18 protein-coding genes and 1 riboswitch are annotated in these 17,664 nt (G+C 40.8%); of the genes, 13 read left to right on the forward strand and 5 right to left on the reverse strand.

All coding sequences use genetic code 11. The features are described 5' to 3' along the window. Positions 1 to 5 precede the first annotated feature (5 nt). The 4 genes from ACZ43I_RS04660 to ACZ43I_RS04675 all read left to right on the forward strand — a co-directional run bounded on the left by ACZ43I_RS04660 (position 6) and on the right by ACZ43I_RS04675 (position 4,165). Entirely contained in the window at positions 6 to 893 is an 888-nt protein-coding gene (locus tag ACZ43I_RS04660; RefSeq protein WP_344701011.1) for a cation diffusion facilitator family transporter, read from the forward strand. A gap of 20 nt (positions 894 to 913) precedes the next feature. Continuing rightward, entirely contained in the window at positions 914 to 1,852 is a 939-nt protein-coding gene (locus ACZ43I_RS04665) for a nucleoside hydrolase (RefSeq protein ID WP_344701010.1), read from the forward strand. Between the two features lie 5 nt (positions 1,853 to 1,857). Further along, complete coding sequence (gene rbsK, locus ACZ43I_RS04670; protein ID WP_344701009.1) at positions 1,858 to 2,727, forward strand: ribokinase; 870 nt, start codon at positions 1,858 to 1,860, stop codon at positions 2,725 to 2,727. 232 nt (positions 2,728 to 2,959) lie between these two features. Next, entirely contained in the window at positions 2,960 to 4,165 is a 1,206-nt protein-coding gene (locus ACZ43I_RS04675) for a multidrug effflux MFS transporter (protein ID WP_425568276.1), read from the forward strand. Positions 4,166 to 4,356: 191 nt separating this feature from the next. On the opposite strand, the gene ACZ43I_RS04680 is transcribed toward ACZ43I_RS04675, so the two are convergent. Then, positions 4,357 to 5,196 carry an aldo/keto reductase gene (locus ACZ43I_RS04680; protein ID WP_344701008.1) on the reverse strand — a complete coding sequence of 280 codons (840 nt, stop codon included), beginning with the start codon at positions 5,194 to 5,196 and terminating at the stop codon, positions 4,357 to 4,359. A 197-nt stretch (positions 5,197 to 5,393) separates the two neighbouring features. Continuing rightward, on the reverse strand, positions 5,394 to 5,891 hold the full coding sequence (locus ACZ43I_RS04685) for a GNAT family N-acetyltransferase (protein ID WP_344701007.1): 498 nt from the start codon (positions 5,889 to 5,891) through the stop codon (positions 5,394 to 5,396). A 241-nt stretch (positions 5,892 to 6,132) separates the two neighbouring features. Between ACZ43I_RS04685 and ACZ43I_RS04690 the strand changes: the two genes are divergently transcribed. From ACZ43I_RS04690 to ACZ43I_RS04710, 5 genes are all read left to right on the forward strand, one after another. Continuing rightward, positions 6,133 to 6,630 (forward strand): RrF2 family transcriptional regulator, encoded by a 498-nt coding sequence (locus ACZ43I_RS04690; protein ID WP_425568275.1) that lies wholly within the window; start codon positions 6,133 to 6,135, stop codon positions 6,628 to 6,630. Between the two features lie 34 nt (positions 6,631 to 6,664). Then, a complete protein-coding gene (locus ACZ43I_RS04695; protein WP_344701006.1) occupies positions 6,665 to 6,898 on the forward strand; it encodes a DUF896 domain-containing protein in 234 nt (77 codons plus the stop codon). A 30-nt stretch (positions 6,899 to 6,928) separates the two neighbouring features. Further along, complete coding sequence (locus ACZ43I_RS04700) at positions 6,929 to 7,921, forward strand: LLM class flavin-dependent oxidoreductase (RefSeq protein ID WP_344701005.1); 993 nt, start codon at positions 6,929 to 6,931, stop codon at positions 7,919 to 7,921. A gap of 202 nt (positions 7,922 to 8,123) precedes the next feature. Beyond that, on the forward strand, positions 8,124 to 8,546 hold the full coding sequence (locus ACZ43I_RS04705; protein WP_344701004.1) for a hypothetical protein: 423 nt from the start codon (positions 8,124 to 8,126) through the stop codon (positions 8,544 to 8,546). A gap of 190 nt (positions 8,547 to 8,736) precedes the next feature. Next, positions 8,737 to 9,129, forward strand: coding sequence for a SprT-like domain-containing protein (locus ACZ43I_RS04710; protein WP_464761758.1), 393 nt, complete (start codon positions 8,737 to 8,739; stop codon positions 9,127 to 9,129). A gap of 127 nt (positions 9,130 to 9,256) precedes the next feature. Here the strand turns inward: ACZ43I_RS04710 and ACZ43I_RS04715 are convergent, their stop codons facing one another. Genes ACZ43I_RS04715 through gabT form a run of 3 tightly spaced genes read right to left on the reverse strand, consistent with a single transcriptional unit; the run spans position 9,257 to position 13,433 of the window. Then, positions 9,257 to 10,672 (reverse strand): APC family permease, encoded by a 1,416-nt coding sequence (locus ACZ43I_RS04715; protein WP_344701002.1) that lies wholly within the window; start codon positions 10,670 to 10,672, stop codon positions 9,257 to 9,259. A gap of 34 nt (positions 10,673 to 10,706) precedes the next feature. Next, a complete protein-coding gene (locus ACZ43I_RS04720) occupies positions 10,707 to 12,107 on the reverse strand; it encodes an NAD-dependent succinate-semialdehyde dehydrogenase (RefSeq protein ID WP_344701001.1) in 1,401 nt (466 codons plus the stop codon). After that, the gene (gene gabT / locus ACZ43I_RS04725) at positions 12,108 to 13,433 is read right to left on the reverse strand and encodes a 4-aminobutyrate--2-oxoglutarate transaminase (protein ID WP_344701000.1); all 1,326 of its coding nucleotides are present in this window, start codon (positions 13,431 to 13,433) and stop codon (positions 12,108 to 12,110) included. 117 nt (positions 13,434 to 13,550) lie between these two features. Here gabT and gabR point away from each other — a divergent pair, with 117 nt between their 5' ends. From gabR to ACZ43I_RS04745, 4 genes are all read left to right on the forward strand, one after another. Further along, the gene (gabR, locus tag ACZ43I_RS04730) at positions 13,551 to 14,972 is read left to right on the forward strand and encodes a MocR-like transcriptional regulator GabR (RefSeq protein ID WP_344700999.1); all 1,422 of its coding nucleotides are present in this window, start codon (positions 13,551 to 13,553) and stop codon (positions 14,970 to 14,972) included. 482 nt (positions 14,973 to 15,454) lie between these two features. Then, positions 15,455 to 16,171 (forward strand): prepilin peptidase, encoded by a 717-nt coding sequence (locus tag ACZ43I_RS04735; protein ID WP_344700998.1) that lies wholly within the window; start codon positions 15,455 to 15,457, stop codon positions 16,169 to 16,171. Between the two features lie 2 nt (positions 16,172 to 16,173). Next, on the forward strand, positions 16,174 to 16,851 hold the full coding sequence (gene radC, locus ACZ43I_RS04740; protein WP_344700997.1) for a RadC family protein: 678 nt from the start codon (positions 16,174 to 16,176) through the stop codon (positions 16,849 to 16,851). 18 nt (positions 16,852 to 16,869) lie between these two features. Next, positions 16,870 to 17,190, forward strand: coding sequence for a hypothetical protein (locus ACZ43I_RS04745; protein WP_464761746.1), 321 nt, complete (start codon positions 16,870 to 16,872; stop codon positions 17,188 to 17,190). 356 nt (positions 17,191 to 17,546) lie between these two features. Beyond that, a riboswitch (SAM riboswitch) is annotated at positions 17,547 to 17,649 on the forward strand. Positions 17,650 to 17,664 lie beyond the last annotated feature (15 nt).

Below are 17,664 nucleotides of genomic sequence, written 5' to 3' on the forward strand. Positions count from 1 at the left end.
ATGATATGGAAAATAGGCATAAAAAGGCACAAGTCGCCACTATTATAGGTATGGCCGTCAATATTCTTCTGGCTGTACTGAAGCTGATCGGGGGAGTGCTTGGAAACAGCAGGGCCCTCATTGCAGACGCAGTGCATTCCGCTTCAGACGTGTTGAGTTCACTAGCTGTCTTGATCGGTATACGCGCCTCACGTAAACCGCCTGATGAAGAACATCCATATGGCCACGGCAAGTCCGAAAACGTCGCGACCCTGATTATAGCGATAATGCTCATCGTCGTTGGCTTCGAGATCATATACAATTCAGTGAGCTCGCTGATATCAGGCTCGGTAGGGAGCGAGACGACGCTCATTGCGCTATATATCATCATCTTCTCAGTGGTCGTGAAGGAAGCCCTCTTCCAGTATAAGTACCGCCTCGGCAGTAGGATAAAGAGCCCGGCTCTGATTGCAGATGCATGGCACCATCGCTCTGATGCGATATCGTCCTTGGTGGCGCTGGTGGGCATCGGGCTGACTATAGTGGGCAGCTCGTTCAACATTCCTGCCTTGGCCTATCTGGATCCTATAGCGAGCGCTGTTATCGCCCTGATCATCATGTATATGGGCTACCAGCTGGGAAAAGAAGCAGTCAGTGTATCCCTTGAAGTCGTGCTGAACGAAGATGAGACCCAGGATATGAGAGAGGCAGTGCTTGCTGTCGATAAAGTGCGTAACATCGATAATTTGAGTGCGCGTTCGCATGGGTCCTATGTGATCATCGACATTAAAATCGCCGTAGATGCAAGAATGACGGTCGAGGAGGGGCACCATGTGGCCAGGGAGGTCAAACAAATATTGATGCGCCAGTTTGAAGAGGTGCAGGACGTAAACGTCCATGTCAATCCATACTAATGAATAGGAGAAATTAATCAATGACATACAAAAAAGTGATATTAGATTGTGATCCGGGCCATGACGATGCCATATCGATCATCATCGCCGCTTCAGCAAAAAGCAGCCTGGACATCCTTGGCATCACCACAGTCGCAGGAAATGTCGAAGTCGATAAGAATACAATCAACGCCTTGAAGGTCAAGGACCTTCTGAAGCTTAACGTGCCGGTCATCCAAGGTGCCGCAAGGCCGCTTGTCAAAGAAAGTGAAATCGCAACAGAAATCCACGGCGAATCCGGCATGGATGGTCCCGTACTGCCAGAACCAAAAAGTCAGAAGGAAGAGGGCCACGCAGTCGATTTCATCATTGATCGGGTGAAAAAAGCTGATGGAAAAGTGACTCTGGTGCCGACCGGGCCATTGACGAACATCGCGCTGGCGCTGATCAAAGCACCGGAAATCAAATCGGATATCGAAGAGATCGTCCTGATGGGCGGCGGCACATTCGGCAACTGGACCCCTTCTGCCGAGTTCAATATCTATGTCGATGCAGAAGCTGCAAAGGTTGTATTCAATAGTGGCATTCCCGTTACAATGTTCGGCCTCGATGTGACGCATCAGGTGATCGCCACAGATGAGATTCAGAAGCGTCTGGCTGGAATCAATAATCCAACAGCAAAATTCGTCTCAGAACTCCTTATCTTCTTCGGCGACATGTATAAAGAACATTTCGGTATGTCGGGCGGACCCATCCATGATGCCTGCACGACGATGTATCTGTTGCAGCCGGATTTGTTTACATTCAAGCATGTGCATGCAGATGTCGAAACAAAAGGGGAGATGACATACGGTGAAACAGCAGTGGACCTACTCGGCGTGACGGGGAAACCTGCCAATACGAAATTCGCGTATGAAGTCGACCAGGAAAAGTTCTGGAATCTGTTTGAGAATATACTCAGATCCTACGGTGAGGAGTGATGATCATGCATACTCCTAAAATCACTGTCATCGGCAGCATCAACATGGATCTGATGACCGTAGCAGAAAATATGCCTGAGCAGGGCGAGACCATATCAGGCGAAAGCTTCAAGACCTTGCCCGGCGGCAAAGGTGCGAACCAGGCAGTCGCCGCCGCCAGACTCGGTGCAGAAGTACATATGATCGGCAAGGTGGGAGATGACCCGTTCGGTGCGGCCCTCATCGATAATTTCGAATCACAAGGGATAAGGATAGAGGCTGTAGAGACCGAGCCCGGCGTCTCTTCCGGTCTCGCCAATATCATCGTATCGGATCAGGACAACCGGATCATCATCATCGCCGGTGCCAACGGCGAAATGCACCCCGGTTATATAGACAAGTTCAAAGAAAGGATTGAGGCAAGCGATTATATCCTGATCCAGTTTGAAATCCCGAAACGGACCGTTGAACATATACTTGACCTCTGCGAGACGCTTGATGTACCCGTCATCATCAATCCTGCGCCTGCCATGCAGCTGGATGATGCCTATTGGGGGAAGGCTACATACATTACGCCGAACGACAACGAAGCAAAGAAGCTGTTCGCATACGATACCGATGATCTGCCGAAATTCCTGGATAAGCTGGTCATCACAAACGGGGCCAAAGGCGCCTCCTTCTTCAGAGGGGACAGGATGATCACCGTGCCTTCAGAGAAGGTTGAAGTCACAGATACCACAGGTGCCGGCGATACATTCAATGGCGCACTCGCAGTCGCCCTCGCTGAAGGAAAGGCGCTCGAAGAAGCGGTTGGGTTTGCCAATAAAGCCGCTTCCCTCTCCGTACAGAAACTCGGTGCCCAAAGTGGTATGCCGAAGCGCTCAGAGATGGAGTGATCGTCTGACACTATTCATACATTCTTACTTCCAATCGAAAAGACTCCCCAAAGTTGGACTGAGCTGACTTTGGGGAGTCCATCATCATCAGTGTAATGCTGTTGAAAATGCCGCAGGAAACCTAAAAAGCATTTCACTTCTGGAGGTGCTGATCATGGTCAGCCGAATTGGACAGTGATATGCTTTATTTTAAATATTGTAAAATTAAGTGAATGGAAGAAGAGATGCTGTAATGAATATGAGCAAGGAAGAAAAAAGACGGAAGTTCTGGATTGTTGTACTGCTTGGTCTGCTGACATCCATCGGGCCATTGTCTATGGATATGTACTTGCCGGCACTGCCGATTGTTGCAGCTGACCTCGACACCACAGTTTCATTGACCCAACTCAGCCTGACTGCTTGCCTGATTGGCCTTGCAGCTGGTCAACTCATATTCGGTCCTCTCAGCGACATCATGGGACGGAAGCGGCCACTTCTATATACCCTGGCCATATATGCAGTAGTCTCAGCACTATGTGCCTTCACCGGCAACATCTGGCTTTTCGTACTTCTTCGCTTCCTCCAAGGCTTCACCGGTGCATCGGGCATCGTCATTGCGCGGGCAGCCGCGAGGGATATGTATGCGGGAAAAGAATTGACGAAAGCATTTGCACTTCTGGCCCTGGTCAATGGGGCGGCACCGATCCTTGCACCGATATCAGGCGGGATGATCCTCAACTTCGGTTCTTGGCCGTCGGTCTTTCTGGTAATTGCAGCCATCGGAGTGATTCTGCTCCTTGCAGTCTTTTTCATGTTAGATGAGACGCTAGGGGAATCTGACCGTTCCGAGGGCAGCGTGCTCGCCGTCGTCAAAACCTTTGGCGACCTCTTCAAAGATAAGGTGTTCATGGGCATCGCCTTCACGCAGGCACTGGTCATGTCTGCCATGTTCGCCTATATCGCCGGCTCGCCTTTTATCCTGCAGAACATCTATGAAGTGTCCCCTCAGCAGTTCTCACTCATATTTGCCCTGAACGGCCTCGGTATCATTGCAGCCGCCCAAGTTGCCGGTAAACTGTCTTCATTTATGAGCGAAGTGCGGATATTGCTGATGGGTGTATCAATGTGTGTCATTGGCAGTCTTCTGCTTATGGTGGTGGTCATGTTGGAACTCTCTCTTCTGCCGATGCTCATCGCTCTGCTGCTTGTCGTATCGAGTGTCGGCGCAGTGTCGACGATGGCTTTTTCACTGGGCATGCAAAATCAAAGAAAATCAGCAGGCAGCGCATCAGCGTTTCTTGGCCTATTGCCATTCATAGGGGGTGCCCTCGTATCCCCGCTTGTCGGCGTGGCAGGGGAGGATGCTGCTTGGCCTATGGCAGTCGTCATCATCTTGTGCAGTATTGGGGCGCTAATGATTTACTTCGGCTTTGTGAAGCACCAGACGGTTGTGGATTGAGAGGCGGACAATATGGATGCCGGTGTGCTCACTATGAGATGTGGTAACCTTATAAATGAAATGCATCATAATGAAAAGAATCTTATTAATAGAATTGAGGTGCATCTGAAAAATTCAACTTTTCGGATGCACCTCAAATTTATGTCTGGGATATTTCTTTGTCTGTATTATAATTTAAGAATGATGACTGCCTATCTATTCCCAGTGAATGTAGCAGGGTCTGGACCGTTCCGTTCATTCTTATTCAATTGATTGATACGACTGATCTGGGTTTTACTTAGGGAGAAGCCGAATACGTCTATATTCTCTTCTATCCGATCAGGTGTTACGGATTTCGGTATGGTGACGAGGCCGTTTTCTATATTCCAGCGGATGACCACTTGAGCAGGTGACTTGCCGGTCTCTTCCGCAATCTCCTTGATTGTTTCATCATCAAGTATTTTGGCGTTCATCAATGGTGACCAGGATTCCATGATGATCTTACGGGAATCGAGGTACAGCTTCAGGTCGTTTTGGACAAGATAGGGGTGATACTCCACCTGATTGATGACCGGTTTTACATCCGTCCGCTGCAGTAATGTCTCCAAGTGTGAAACCATGAAGTTGCTGACGCCGATGTTTTTGACACGATCATTGTTATATAGATGCTCCATTTCATGCCATGTCTCGATCATAAGATCCTCATCGGTGCCTGGCCAGTGCATAAGATATAGATCCAAGTAGTCCAGCTGAAGGTTTTCAAGGGATGTGTCGTAGGCCTTCTCCACGTTTCCAAGACCATAGTCATCAAGCCAAAGCTTGGACGTCACGAAAAGGTCAGAACGATCAATGCCCGCCTCCTTGATGCCTTCTTTGATACCTTCGCCGACACTCTTCTCATTTTTGTAGATCATAGCTGTATCAATACTGCGGTAGCCGCTTACAATCGCATGTTTGACAGCATTCTTACAGTCTTCTCCGTCTTCAACCCTGAATACGCCAAGACCTATCTGCGGCATTGTGTTCCCATTATGAAACTCTACTTCTCTCATTTTCTGATCTCTCCTGTTCATGAAATAGTATTATCATGCCGTATTGATTGGACATATAAACATCTACCCACAATTTGGATTCAGTAAAGAAAAAAAGATGTGATTTCTGATGAATGTATCTGAATCAAACTGTCAGTTAATTGATCGTGATATCTATAATTAGAAGAAGCTTCATTAAAGAAGGGTCCTTTTGATAATCATTTCAAATGTTTGTAGTAGACATTAACATCTTTGTATTCTCCGAATGGGTCTTGTGAGTATGAAGGAATCGAACCGATGGGAGCATACCCTTCATCTTGATAGAGAATATTTGCTGGACCATCTTTCTCGGTATCAAGCATGACTAGCCATCTATTTTTACTAAAGGCTGCTTCTTCTGCATGTTTCAGCAATGCTTTTGCTACACCTTTTCTGCGGGCAGCCGGATGCGTCATCAACTTGGCGATTTCCGCCCGATGCTGTCCATTCTCTTTATCGCTGAGGTGCAGTTGGACTGTACCTGCAATAGACCCATCCATCACGGCGACATAGAGGCAGACATTTTCAGACAGGACACCATCCCAATAACGTAAAGCTGTTTCATCACTCATCGGATGCAAATAGTTCATAGAGGCACCTTGGGCTACAACTTCCTGGAAAAGCTGGGACAATTCATCTCGGTCATTTTGAATATCACTTATTTCCTTAATCTGCATTATATTCATCTCCTTTTATAAACTTCTATTATAAAGTGTCAAAGAGGAGGAAGATAGGATATCTGACGATTGAACATAATTCAACTTGTATTCCGATGAATACGATTAATTATACTTTGAAGCGTACTGCTGTTTTTTTATTCCGAGTCGTCATGATTGCACAATATTGCTTCCGTCTGTTAAAGTATTCTTTAAATCGGACAACAATTATCCGATATAAAGAGAAGGACGTGATGCCGCTGTGAAAATGAAGACAGGTGTGGAACAATCTGTTTACGCTGTTATTCTCCTTAATCTGCTGCCTAAAGGTGCTGTGCTGCACAGTGAAGAAATCAGCAGACATATCGGGGCTTCGCCGAGCTACTTCCAAAAGCTGTTGAGAAGGATGGTAAAGGCGGACTTGATTGTATCAGTCCATGGTACTAAAGGTGGCTTCAGGCTAAAACGATCCCCGGAAGATATACGGATATATGACATCTATACTGCTATAGAAGGCCGACAGTCGCTCTATTCATCGAGTGGCATAATGGATAATATGATGGACTCAATCGAGACATCAGAGCAGTGCATATTGAGGGAGACGATGAGTGAGGCGGAGGCATCCTGGAAAAATGTGTTGAAGCGCGAGAATATTGCCGACCTGACTGAAAAGCTCCGTGTCGGGAATTACAACGAACGTTTCAAAGTACTTGAAAAAGAACTGCAGAAAAGTTGCAGTGTGCAATATGAGCATATATAAAAAAGTAAAACTAATATGAAAGAAGATGTTAAATATGATAGTGGGACTCGACCGCATCAATGAACTGGCACAGAAAAAGAAACAAATAGGATTGACGGCAACCGAACAGCAGGAACAAAAGGAACTGCGCGAAAATTATCTACGCCAATTCCGCGGACAGGTGCTCGATAATCTTTCAGGGCTTACGGTCATTGATCCTGTGGGAAATGACGTTACGCCGGAAAAACTGAAAAGGGAACAAGAACTCAATCGGTTATTCGATTACTAGGTCACCATATAAAGAGAGAAGGGTTTTTCAATGAAATTAAGTGTATTGGATCAGGCACCTGTAACTAAAGGCAACAACGAGAAGGATGCCCTCCATAAAGCAGAGGAACTGGCAGTATTGGCCGATTCCCTCGGATACCATCGCATGTGGATGGCAGAACACCATGGGCTTGGCACAGTAGTCAGTTCAGCCCCTGAGATCACCGCAGCCAGACTCGCGGCCAAGACTGAAAACATCAGGATAGGGACAGGCGGCATTATGATGATGCACTACTCACCACTGAAACTGGCTGAAGTATTCAAGACACTCAGTGCATTTTCCCCTGGCAGGATTGATTTTGGCGTAGGCCGGGCACCAGGTGGGGACGGCAGCGCCATGTATGCATTGTCACAGGGCAGACGTCCTGAACTTGATAACCTTTATGAAAAGTTTGAAATAGCGCTTCAGTTGATCAACGATGAAACACCTGAAGGCAGACTTTATGGCTCAACACCAGCATTTCCTCAAAACGTTACCCTCCCTGAGGCATGGATGCTTGGTTCGAGTGGGAACAGTGCAGTAGAGACTGCTAAAATGGGTGCTGGGTATTCATTTGCCCAATTCTTCAATGGGGCATTGAGCCGTGAAATATTGGATGCATATAAGCAGAACTTTAAGCCGACCGATTTCATGGAGCAGCCAGAAATCAATGTATGCTATATGGTGACGACTGCAGAAACACGTGAAGAAGCGGAATTTCAAGCATTACCTCAAGATATTGCAGGACTCATGTTGTCACAAGGCAGGATAATGCCACCCCTTACACCCGAGGAAGCACAGGACTATCCGTTGACGGAAATGGATAAAATGAAGATAGAGCAACGCAGGCCACTCCATATCGTCGGTTCGGCAAAAGAAGTTGCAGCCCAGCTGAGAGAAGAACAAGAAAGATATGGATTCGATGAAGTGATGATCGTCAGTATTCCACACTCCCAGGAAGCCAGATTGAACGTCTATCGTCTCTTGGCAAAAGAATTACTGTAGAATGAAAAGGTCAGGATATTTGATATCCTGACCCTTTATCGTTAGATGTATTATTTTAATATCACATTATCTATTGGAATCAGAATATTCTTATTTTTTGAATTTAAGGTTTAATAGTGTATAATATATATAATAACAAGAAATAGACTTGTCCCTTGCTGTAATCGAAAACACAATATTAGTTTCGTTGGGAGATTATTTTATGAAAAAAATTGAGGTGTATACGAAAAAAGAACTAACTAGTGCAAAAGATGAAGGATATGAAGAAATTATAGTGCGTGGAAAGTTAGCTAAGAAATTAAAAAAAGGTAGCAAGATAACGAAGTTGAGTAAAGTAAAGCTTGGTATTTTAATTGCGGCCTTAGGTGTTTCAATCTTACCTATACCAGGTGGGTCCGCTGGCATTGCTGGTGTTACTCGTCTTGCCCTTCTTAACACTGCTAAGACTGCTACCACTGCCACCACTGCCAACACTGCAACTATGTTTACAGGCTTGGAGATTGCAGCGATGATTACAGCATCAACTATAGGAATTTCTACAATTATCGCCTTATTTAAAGATTATGAAGAAATATCGTTTGACAAAGACAAATTGATACTACGAAAAAAACAAAAAGAGATATAAAAATCTAATTATAAGTATTAAATCAATGACGTGGTCAGGATATAAAACATCCTGACCTTTTGTCATTTCCAATCAAGATTGAAGGAAGGCTTGTACGTATGACCCAAGAAGAACTTAAATATTATGCACATGAATTTTAATGGATAAATTCAACATAGAACTCAATATTCCCATCCGAATCTCAAAGCGCATGATATCGAAATTCGGAGCGTTCCGCATCAAATACATACAGGGCAATCGCCAGAAAATCGATATGGAAATAATCATGTCGCATAACTTCATTGCCCACAATACTGAACAGATTATTTTGGATGTCCTTTATCACGAGTATGTGCATTATGCGTTATTTATTAAAGGCGAGCCATATAAAGACTCCGATCCAGAATTTGTAGACACACTGAACCGTTTAGGCGTATCTCAGACACGTACGCATCAATTCAAAGGGCGACGTCATCTATATGAATGCAGAAAATGCAAGTATCAATTCAGCAAAAATATGAAGGGGTATGAGAAGCGGTATGTGTGCCGGAAGTGTCGGGGAAGGTTTAGTTACTTAGGTTTAGAAAGATATAAAAATCATTAATATTCAAGAGCATGTTAGAGTAGAATATTAAAGCTTAAGTTACTGTCATGACTAAATCATTTTCAGAAATTAAAAAGTCCCCAATACCTGAGGTGCAGATTTGGGGACACGGAATGAAGCATAATTATTAATTTTTACTTAACTGGCTATTTGGGTCACGACTTAAGAAGCTTCTTTCATAATCAGCATTCACATCTTTTTCACTGCCAAATATATAAAAGATAAACCCAATCAGATACCAGCCTCCGACAATCAACCACTCCATTGGCCAAACAAGAGCAGAAGGGGAGAAAGGCATGTAGAAGCCAATAAATAGGATGCTGAGTATTATAGCCATAATCCCTGTTGTTTTCCAATATTTAATCTTGAAAGGTCTTTCTAGGGAAGGCTCAGCTCTTCTAAGCTTCAGGAATGAGAATGCTACAATTAAATACCCTAGAACTATTCCTATACCTCCAGCATTTACGAACCAGTTTAGAGCGGAGTGCCCAAGTAGAGGAGCGACTACTCCTAAAACACCCAGAAATATAATTGCGTGGGTAGGTGTATTGTATTTCGGGTGGATATAAGCGAACCACTCAGGTATCATTTTTCGGATTGCCATGGCATAGAGTATACGGCTCCCCCCTATGATAAAAGCATTCCAACTTGTAACTATTCCAGCCACCCCTGCTATTACTATAATATTTGCCATTGCTTGACTGCCGAAAAGTGCACCCATGGAATCAGCTGTAGCTAAACTTGAAAGCTCTAACTGTCCGACCGAGAGCCCCATTGAAACCCCAAACGCCACCAACACGTAGAATATTATTGAAACAATAATAGATCCAATTAAAATTCTTCCTATTAATTTAGGAGGTGACTTCACTTCTGCTGCAATTTGAGGTATTACATCAAAGCCGACGAATAGGAAAGGAATCATAATCAAGACGGTCATAACGCCACCCACGCCTTCTCCAAACAGCGGTTGAAGGTTTGAACTATCTCCTAACGTGATTCCCCCAAATACTAATACCAATCCCACAGAGACCACGCCTGCTGTGAGCACGTTCTGCACTAATTTGGCAGGTTTTACACCGAAATAGTTAAGCGAGGTTAGTAGAATGGAGCCTACCGAACCGATTAATACCCATGTAAAGAAGATATCAAATCCACCTAAGTTCCAGAGGTACCCTACATGACTGACAGGGATAACATAGTCAATTACAGTGGGAAGTGCAACAGCTTCAAAAGTAATCACAGATACATATCCAAACAGCACACTCCACGCTGCTAGATAACCTAAACTTTTTTGTTTGAAGGCTCTTAGCACAAATACCATGCCACCTCCTGTTTCAGGAATCGCGGCAGCTAACTCTGCATAAGTTAAACCAATGAAAGTAACTAGTATACCCCCGATAATAAAAGCTAAAGCGGTTCCAAGAAATCCTGCACTACTGACCCAGTCGCCAGAGAGCACGACCCATCCCCATCCAAGCATCGCGCCAGTAGCCATAAATAATACATCTACCATTGAAAAAGATTTAATAAATTTTTTGTCCATTTAATACCCCTTTTAACGAAATAATAACATTTACTTATTTCAAGTTACCGATGGAAAGGTACTTGGTTTCAAGATAAGGTTCAATTCCTTCGATTCCACCTTCTCTGCCCAAACCGCTTTCTTTCATACCACCGAATGGGGCGTGAGCTGCAGAAGGCGCTCCATCATTCCAGCCTATAATCCCAAATTCAAGGTTACCATGAATATAGTTTCCAATTCTATAATCATTGGTGAAGAAGTATGCTGCAAGACCGAATGGTGTACTGTTAGCTATTTCTAATGCCTCATCTATACTAGAAAAAGTCGTGATGGGGATAACGGGACCAAATGTTTCTTCCTGCATAATATCGGCATTCTTTGCAACATTTTTTAGAATAGTAGGATGAACAAAATAATAACCATCTTGGTCATCTGAAATCGTTTTGTTCCCAGATAAGATTTCTGCCCCTTTATTTACAGCATCTTCGATTTGAGAAAGAATCTTATCAAATCCTTTTTTATTGATGACAGGTCCTACTTGAATATTTTCATCGAGTCCATTACCAACGTTGAGCTTTTCGACTTCTAATTTCAACTTACTTGAAAACTCTTCAACTATACTTTCGTCGACGAGTACTCTATTGACACAAATACACGTTTGCCCTGCATTTCGAAATTTTGAAGCAATGGTCTGTTCTACTGCAAGGTCAATGTCTGCATCTTTAGCAATAATCATCGGAGCATGTCCGCCAAGCTCCATCGAAACGTGCTTAACAGAATCTGCACTGTCTTTTATAAGTTGTTTACCTACTGGAGTAGAACCAGTAAATGTAATTTTCCTGATTAGATCACTTTGAGTAAAGGTATTGCCAATTTCTTTGCCGGGCCCATTCACGCATTGAATGACATTTTCAGGAATTCCAGCTTCATGCGCATATTCAATAAGCTTAAGCGTAGTCAATGGAGTCTCTTCAGCAGGTTTCACTATAAAAGTACACCCAGCTGCAAGGGCAGGAGCCGCCTTCCGGGTCATCATAGCTGCAGGAAAATTCCAAGGAGTAATAGCAGCTACCATACCCACAGCTTCCTTAGATACTATGATTTTTTTTGAATCTGAATTTGCAGGAATGGTACGCCCGTAAACGCGTTTCGCTTCTTCTGCATACCAATCGATATAACTCGTTGCATAATCCACTTCGCCTTTGGATTCGTTTATTGGTTTTCCACTTTCTAGCGTCATCAATTTGGCGAGTTCCTGTTTATTATCCTGAATAATTGTAGACCAATTTTTCATTAATTCTGATCTTCTGTGAGCATCTGTATTCTTCCAAGTCTTAAATGCAGAATGGCCTGAAGAAATTGCCTTTTCTATATTTGTTCTCGAGTCTACATCTACTTCTTGTATTATTTCTCCAGTAGCTGGATTCTTTATTATGATTTTTTTAGTATCAATCATTTATTCGCTCTCCTTAACTGAATTAAAAGCGTCTTCAAGTATATTTAGTCCTTTTTCAATTTCCTCGTCACTTGCTACTAGAGGCGCGAGGAAGCGGATGACATTGCCGTTAATACCTGCCGACAGGAGGAGCAGGCCATTATCATTTGCGTATTTTGTTATGGCTGCAGTTTTATTTTTATCAGGAGATTTCAACTCACGGTCTTGGACGATTTCTACAGCAACCATGGCACCAAGTCTCCGAATATCTCCAACAAAATCATGTTCTTTTCTCAAGTGAGTCAATTTATTTTCAATAATTACTCCCTGTTTTTCAGCTTGACTAGAGAGCTGTTCTTCTTCCATGATTTCTATAACAGCCAAAGCAGCAGCACATGCCAGCGGGTTACCTGCAAATGTACCGCCTAATTCCCCAGGATTAGATGAATCCATAATTTCACTTTTACCAACTACACCGCTTAGCGGTAGCCCAGCTGCCAATGATTTAGAAACCGTCATAAGATCTGGTGTAACATCAAAATGTTCCATCGCAAACATTTTGCCTGTCCTACCAAATCCTGTTTGTATCTCATCAGCCACAAAAATAATATCATGTTCTTTACAGAAATCAGAAACCGCTTTCACAAATTTGATGGGAGGAATAATGAATCCGCCTTCTCCTTGAACGGGTTCCATGACAATGCAAGCGACTGTTTCAGGAGCAACTGTTTCAATAAAAAAAGATTTGAAGTCGTTGATTATTTGATTCACATAGTCTTCTTCTGAAAGATGATTTGGTTTTTTATACAAATAAGGAAATGGTGCTTGATATATCTCTGGAGAAAAAGGTCCAAATCCAAACTTATAAGGCTTAACCTTACTAGTCATGCCCATTGTTAGGTTTGTGCGACCATGATATCCACGTTTGAAAGACACTACGGCTTGTCTACCAGTATATTTTCTGGAGATTTTTATTGCATTTTCAATTGCTTCTGCACCAGAGTTAAATAAAATCGTCTTTTTATTGAAATCTCCCGGCGTAATTTCTGTTAATTTTTTCGCCAATTCTATATAGCCTTCGTACAACATAACGTTGAAACCAGGGTGGAGAAATTTGTCAGCTTGATCCTTCACAGCCTGTGTAACCTTTGGATTAGTGTGTCCAACATTAAGCACGCCTATTGCGCCTGCAAAATCTATCCACTTTTTACCTGATACATCAGTGACGGTAGCGCCTGAAGCATAATCAGCAACATTTAAATTGCCATTGCTAACTCCTTTAGGAACGTATTTTTCTCTTTTTTTCTGAATATCTAATGTTTTATCATCAGTAGTAACTTTAGTCATATTAAATAGCCTCCTAATATATGATGCTCAATCTTATCCCAATATGCACCATAGCTGATATAATGAAAAGTACCAATTTTCTAATTTATATGGTACCAAAAGGAGTGTGGAATAAACATGCTATTGAATATAGGTGAAAATGAGAAAAAATTTTATAAGTATCAGCAGATATATATCAATTTTAAAAATTTAATTTTGAATCGCAAAATGTTGCCGGGTGAGAAGCTTCCAACGAAAAGAAATCTTTCAAAAGAATTGAATGTCAGTGTGAATTCAGTAACCAATGCCTACGAACAACTTCTGGCAGAAGGATATATTCATGCGATTGAGAGAAGCGGCTATTATGTTGAGGATATTGCACAATATAATGATGATATGGAAGAGTCCGAGTTTCCAGAAGATCTAAAGGAAGAAGGTGCCCCTCGACGCTTTGAAATATCTCTCTCTCATATGGCTACTGATTTAGAATATTTTCCGCATGACAAATGGCTTAATGCTGAAAAACATGTCTTTAAAAATTATAAGGAAGAAATTTCACAAATAAGCCATCCCCAGGGACCATATGAAATCAGGGAGACAATTTCCAGACTTATCTCAGTAAATAGGGGGGTAAAATGCAAACCGGAACAAATCGTCATTGGTTCAGGTACTCAGTCACTCATCAAACAAATACTGACAATGGATAATACCACAAAAACAGTAGGAATGGAGAACCCGGGTTACCGAAGAATGTATGATTTATTCAAAGCTTTAAACTTGAAAGTTAACCCAATAGAGTTGGATGATTCCGGTATTAATATAAATAAAATAAAAGAATCAGATTCCAATATTCTATTCATCACGCCTTCACATCAATTCCCCACAGGAAAGATCATGTCTATATCCCGCAGAATTGAATTATTGAACTGGGCTTCTGAATCAAATGAAAGATACATTATAGAAGATGATTACGATAGTGAATTCAAATATGGGACAGATCATATACCTGCTCTTCAGAGTTTGGACAGACACGACAAAGTAATTTATGCCGGAACATTTTCAAAAACACTTTTTTCGGGACTGAGAATAAGTTATATAGTGCTCCCTCCTGACTTACTGAGAAAATATAGAGAAATGTACTCGAATTGGATTCAAGGCAGTAGTATATTCAATCTGTATACTCTAAACCATTTTATAAATAACGGCGACTATTCTAAATATGTAAAAAAGATGAATTTACATTACGAGAAGGTGAGGGAGAAACTAATTACAACATTAAAGGAAGAGTTCGGAAACAGTATAGTAATTCATGATATACCAGCCGGCTTACACTTTTACGCAGAATTTAAAACAGATAAGACTTATGAGGAGATAGAAAGACAGGCTACCTGTAAAAATATAGAACTTTATACTTTGAGAAGATTCAGTATTAAAGGGATTGAAGAAGGTCAGGATAAGAGAGCATTGATAATAGGGTTTGCGAAACTGAGATTAGGAACAGTAGAAGAGGCTGTTAAGAAATTAAAAAAGGTTGTATTTAAAGTGTCAAAATGGAAATAATCATCTCGCATAATTTCATTGGACAAAGTACTGAACGATCATTTGGGATGTCCTCTAACATGAGTATGTGTGCATTATGCACTATTTATTAAGAATAATCATATAAAAAATCCAATTCGGAATTTATAGAAACACTGAACCGTTTGGGCTCATCTCAGATTCGCACCCATCAATTCAAAGATGCCGTCATCTATATGAATACAAAAAATGCAGGTATCAATTCAGCAAGAATATGAAGGGGTATGAGAAGCGGTATGAGTGTCGGGGGAGGTTTAGTTATATGGGAGAAATAATGAACTAGAGGTTTTAAGAAAAAATTATAATGTGAAGAAACAAATGTAAAACTGACATAATAAATAAAAACTACATGATTATTAATCCAAAATCACCTTTTTAGTGACTTTCAAACCGTTATATATGATTATTGCATTTTTACTAAAAATGATTATGAAGCTAATATAGTGTCAGGAAGAGGTGATGCTATGTTTTTTATAATTATTCTTGGAGGTATCTGCGCATCATTTATATATGCTGTAACTGCATCCGATAACATTTCGATTTTATATCGTAGAAGTAGATGTGATTTATGTTTTCAGAGCTTAAAGCCTTATGAGCTAATTCCGGTAATGAGTTTTATTTTGCTTAAGGGAAAATGTTCCTATTGTAAAGGGAAAATCGATAACAGTTTTATAGTCTGTGAAATTTTAGTAATACTTCTTTATTTACTGCCCATTTATTTTAATCTTTCTCTCAAAGACCTCACATTATATTATTTGATGATTACAATTTTGTTGCCGCTTTCAATCTATGATAGAAAAAATTTAAAAATACCAAATCACATGAATCTTATATTTTTAGTTGCTGGACTATTTTTAACAGATCTTTATTATTTAGAACCATTTCAGGACATTTGTATAATTTTAATTTTGCATCTATTCTTTTATTTATTTTCAGAATCAATAGGATATGGCGATATAAAATTGTTTACAGTAATCACTTTGATTACCCCTGTCAACTTCTTTATTTATAGCTTACTTCTTACCTATTTGATTGGAGGGTTATTTGTAATAATACTGCATTTCTATAAAACAAAGTTACCCGTTAAGATCCCTCTGGTTCCATTTATTACTACGGCTATTATACTTTCATTTTTGTTATATGATGATTTGAATTCTATATATTTTGGAGGCTTCCTATAAGAATGTTAATTAAAGAGATGCACTTTTCGGATAAACCAAGAGAACGACTGATGATTTATGGACCTGACAAGCTTACCAACCAAGAATTGCTTGGGATAATCATCAATACCGGCCACAAAGAGGAGTCTAGTATTGGAATTGCAAACAAAATCATAAAGGATATGAAATCTGTTCGTGAACTGCGTGAACTTACCTATCAGGAGTTAATCAGCATTAAAGGTATTGGGGAAGCAAAAGCAATAACAATATTAGCAGTTATTGAACTAGCAATAAGAATGCATACACATTCATTAGAGGAAGATCTTTACATAAAAAGCCCAGATGATGTTAGTAAACTGCTTATGGAAAAAATGAGGTATTATCAACAAGAGCACTTTGTAGTTTTGTATTTATCAACCAAAAATATGATTATTCACCAAGAAACTATGTTTAAAGGGTCTTTGAACACTTCGATAGTACATCCTAGGGAGGTATATAAAGAAGCAATAAAGAGGAGCGCTGCCGCGATAATATGTGTACATAATCATCCTAGTGGTGACCCTTCGCCTTCGAGAGAAGATATCGAGGTTACAAAACGTTTGTATGAGTGTGGGGAAATGATCGGCGTCGACTTTTTAGACCATATAATCATTGGGTCTGGAAAATATATTAGCTTGAAAGAGATGAATGTCATTAAATAGGTAGAAGGGGATGGAAAAATGGGTTTGGATATGTATTTATATCTTGAAGATAATGAAACAAAAGAATTTATAGAATATAGTTATTATAGGAAATTTAACGCTCTTCAAGGCTATTTTGTAGATAATTTTTCCTTAGACAACTGTGGGAAAGTAAAAATTGAATTAAAAGTTGCTAGTAAGTTATATGTTTTACTAAATGAGATTAGATACAATCCCGAAAAAGCTGAGGTTTTGCTCCCTATTCATAAGGGGCCATTTTTCGGTTCATACGAATATGACAAGATTTATCATAACCACATTAATCAAGCTGCATCTGATTTTATCACGCTAAATTTATAGATTATAATCGATTCACTCTTTACTACACATCAAATTGGTAATTTTAACTAAGGATCGAATAGTATGATGGGGAGTTAAGTTTTACATAATAAGGATGTTATTCAGATGATGCTACGCAATATTTCTTAAATAATGGTAGTTCCATAATCCTTTGATAGATTCTATATGTTATTTAGAATCTAGATATCATATTTGTGAGTAAAACAGGGTGATGACATCACCCTGTTTAGAAGTCTTCTTGGTTTGAGATTATCAATATCATGATTTCTATAAATTTTTAAATTATAATTCAAGTATTATTAATATATTGACAATTCTAATAATCTCGAGTAAAGTGATATTCACTCAATTAAATACATTTATCCAGAGAAGTGGAGGGATTGGGCCCTTTGAAGCTTCAGCAACAGGCTATTATGGTACTGTGCTAAATCCTACAAGCGGATGCTTGGCAGATAGATATCTTTAAGCCATTTG

Source organism: Salinicoccus jeotgali (genome assembly GCF_055379195.1).

Coding starts and splice junctions, on each gene's coding strand:
- gabT (WP_344701000.1), bottom strand. CDS start 13,433: ATGACTAAAGTTACTACTGATGATAAAACATTAGATATTCAGAAAAAA.
- ACZ43I_RS04675 (WP_425568276.1), top strand. CDS start 2,960: ATGAATATGAGCAAGGAAGAAAAAAGACGGAAGTTCTGGATTGTTGTA.
- ACZ43I_RS04720 (WP_344701001.1), bottom strand. CDS start 12,107: ATGATTGATACTAAAAAAATCATAATAAAGAATCCAGCTACTGGAGAA.
- ACZ43I_RS04715 (WP_344701002.1), bottom strand. CDS start 10,672: ATGGACAAAAAATTTATTAAATCTTTTTCAATGGTAGATGTATTATTT.
- ACZ43I_RS04665 (WP_344701010.1), top strand. CDS start 914: ATGACATACAAAAAAGTGATATTAGATTGTGATCCGGGCCATGACGAT.
- ACZ43I_RS04695 (WP_344701006.1), top strand. CDS start 6,665: ATGATAGTGGGACTCGACCGCATCAATGAACTGGCACAGAAAAAGAAA.
- ACZ43I_RS04710 (WP_464761758.1), top strand. CDS start 8,737: ATGATATCGAAATTCGGAGCGTTCCGCATCAAATACATACAGGGCAAT.
- ACZ43I_RS04660 (WP_344701011.1), top strand. CDS start 6: ATGGAAAATAGGCATAAAAAGGCACAAGTCGCCACTATTATAGGTATG.
- ACZ43I_RS04685 (WP_344701007.1), bottom strand. CDS start 5,891: ATGCAGATTAAGGAAATAAGTGATATTCAAAATGACCGAGATGAATTG.
- radC (WP_344700997.1), top strand. CDS start 16,174: ATGTTAATTAAAGAGATGCACTTTTCGGATAAACCAAGAGAACGACTG.
- ACZ43I_RS04745 (WP_464761746.1), top strand. CDS start 16,870: ATGGGTTTGGATATGTATTTATATCTTGAAGATAATGAAACAAAAGAA.
- ACZ43I_RS04705 (WP_344701004.1), top strand. CDS start 8,124: ATGAAAAAAATTGAGGTGTATACGAAAAAAGAACTAACTAGTGCAAAA.
- rbsK (WP_344701009.1), top strand. CDS start 1,858: ATGCATACTCCTAAAATCACTGTCATCGGCAGCATCAACATGGATCTG.
- ACZ43I_RS04700 (WP_344701005.1), top strand. CDS start 6,929: ATGAAATTAAGTGTATTGGATCAGGCACCTGTAACTAAAGGCAACAAC.
- ACZ43I_RS04680 (WP_344701008.1), bottom strand. CDS start 5,196: ATGAGAGAAGTAGAGTTTCATAATGGGAACACAATGCCGCAGATAGGT.
- gabR (WP_344700999.1), top strand. CDS start 13,551: ATGCTATTGAATATAGGTGAAAATGAGAAAAAATTTTATAAGTATCAG.
- ACZ43I_RS04735 (WP_344700998.1), top strand. CDS start 15,455: ATGTTTTTTATAATTATTCTTGGAGGTATCTGCGCATCATTTATATAT.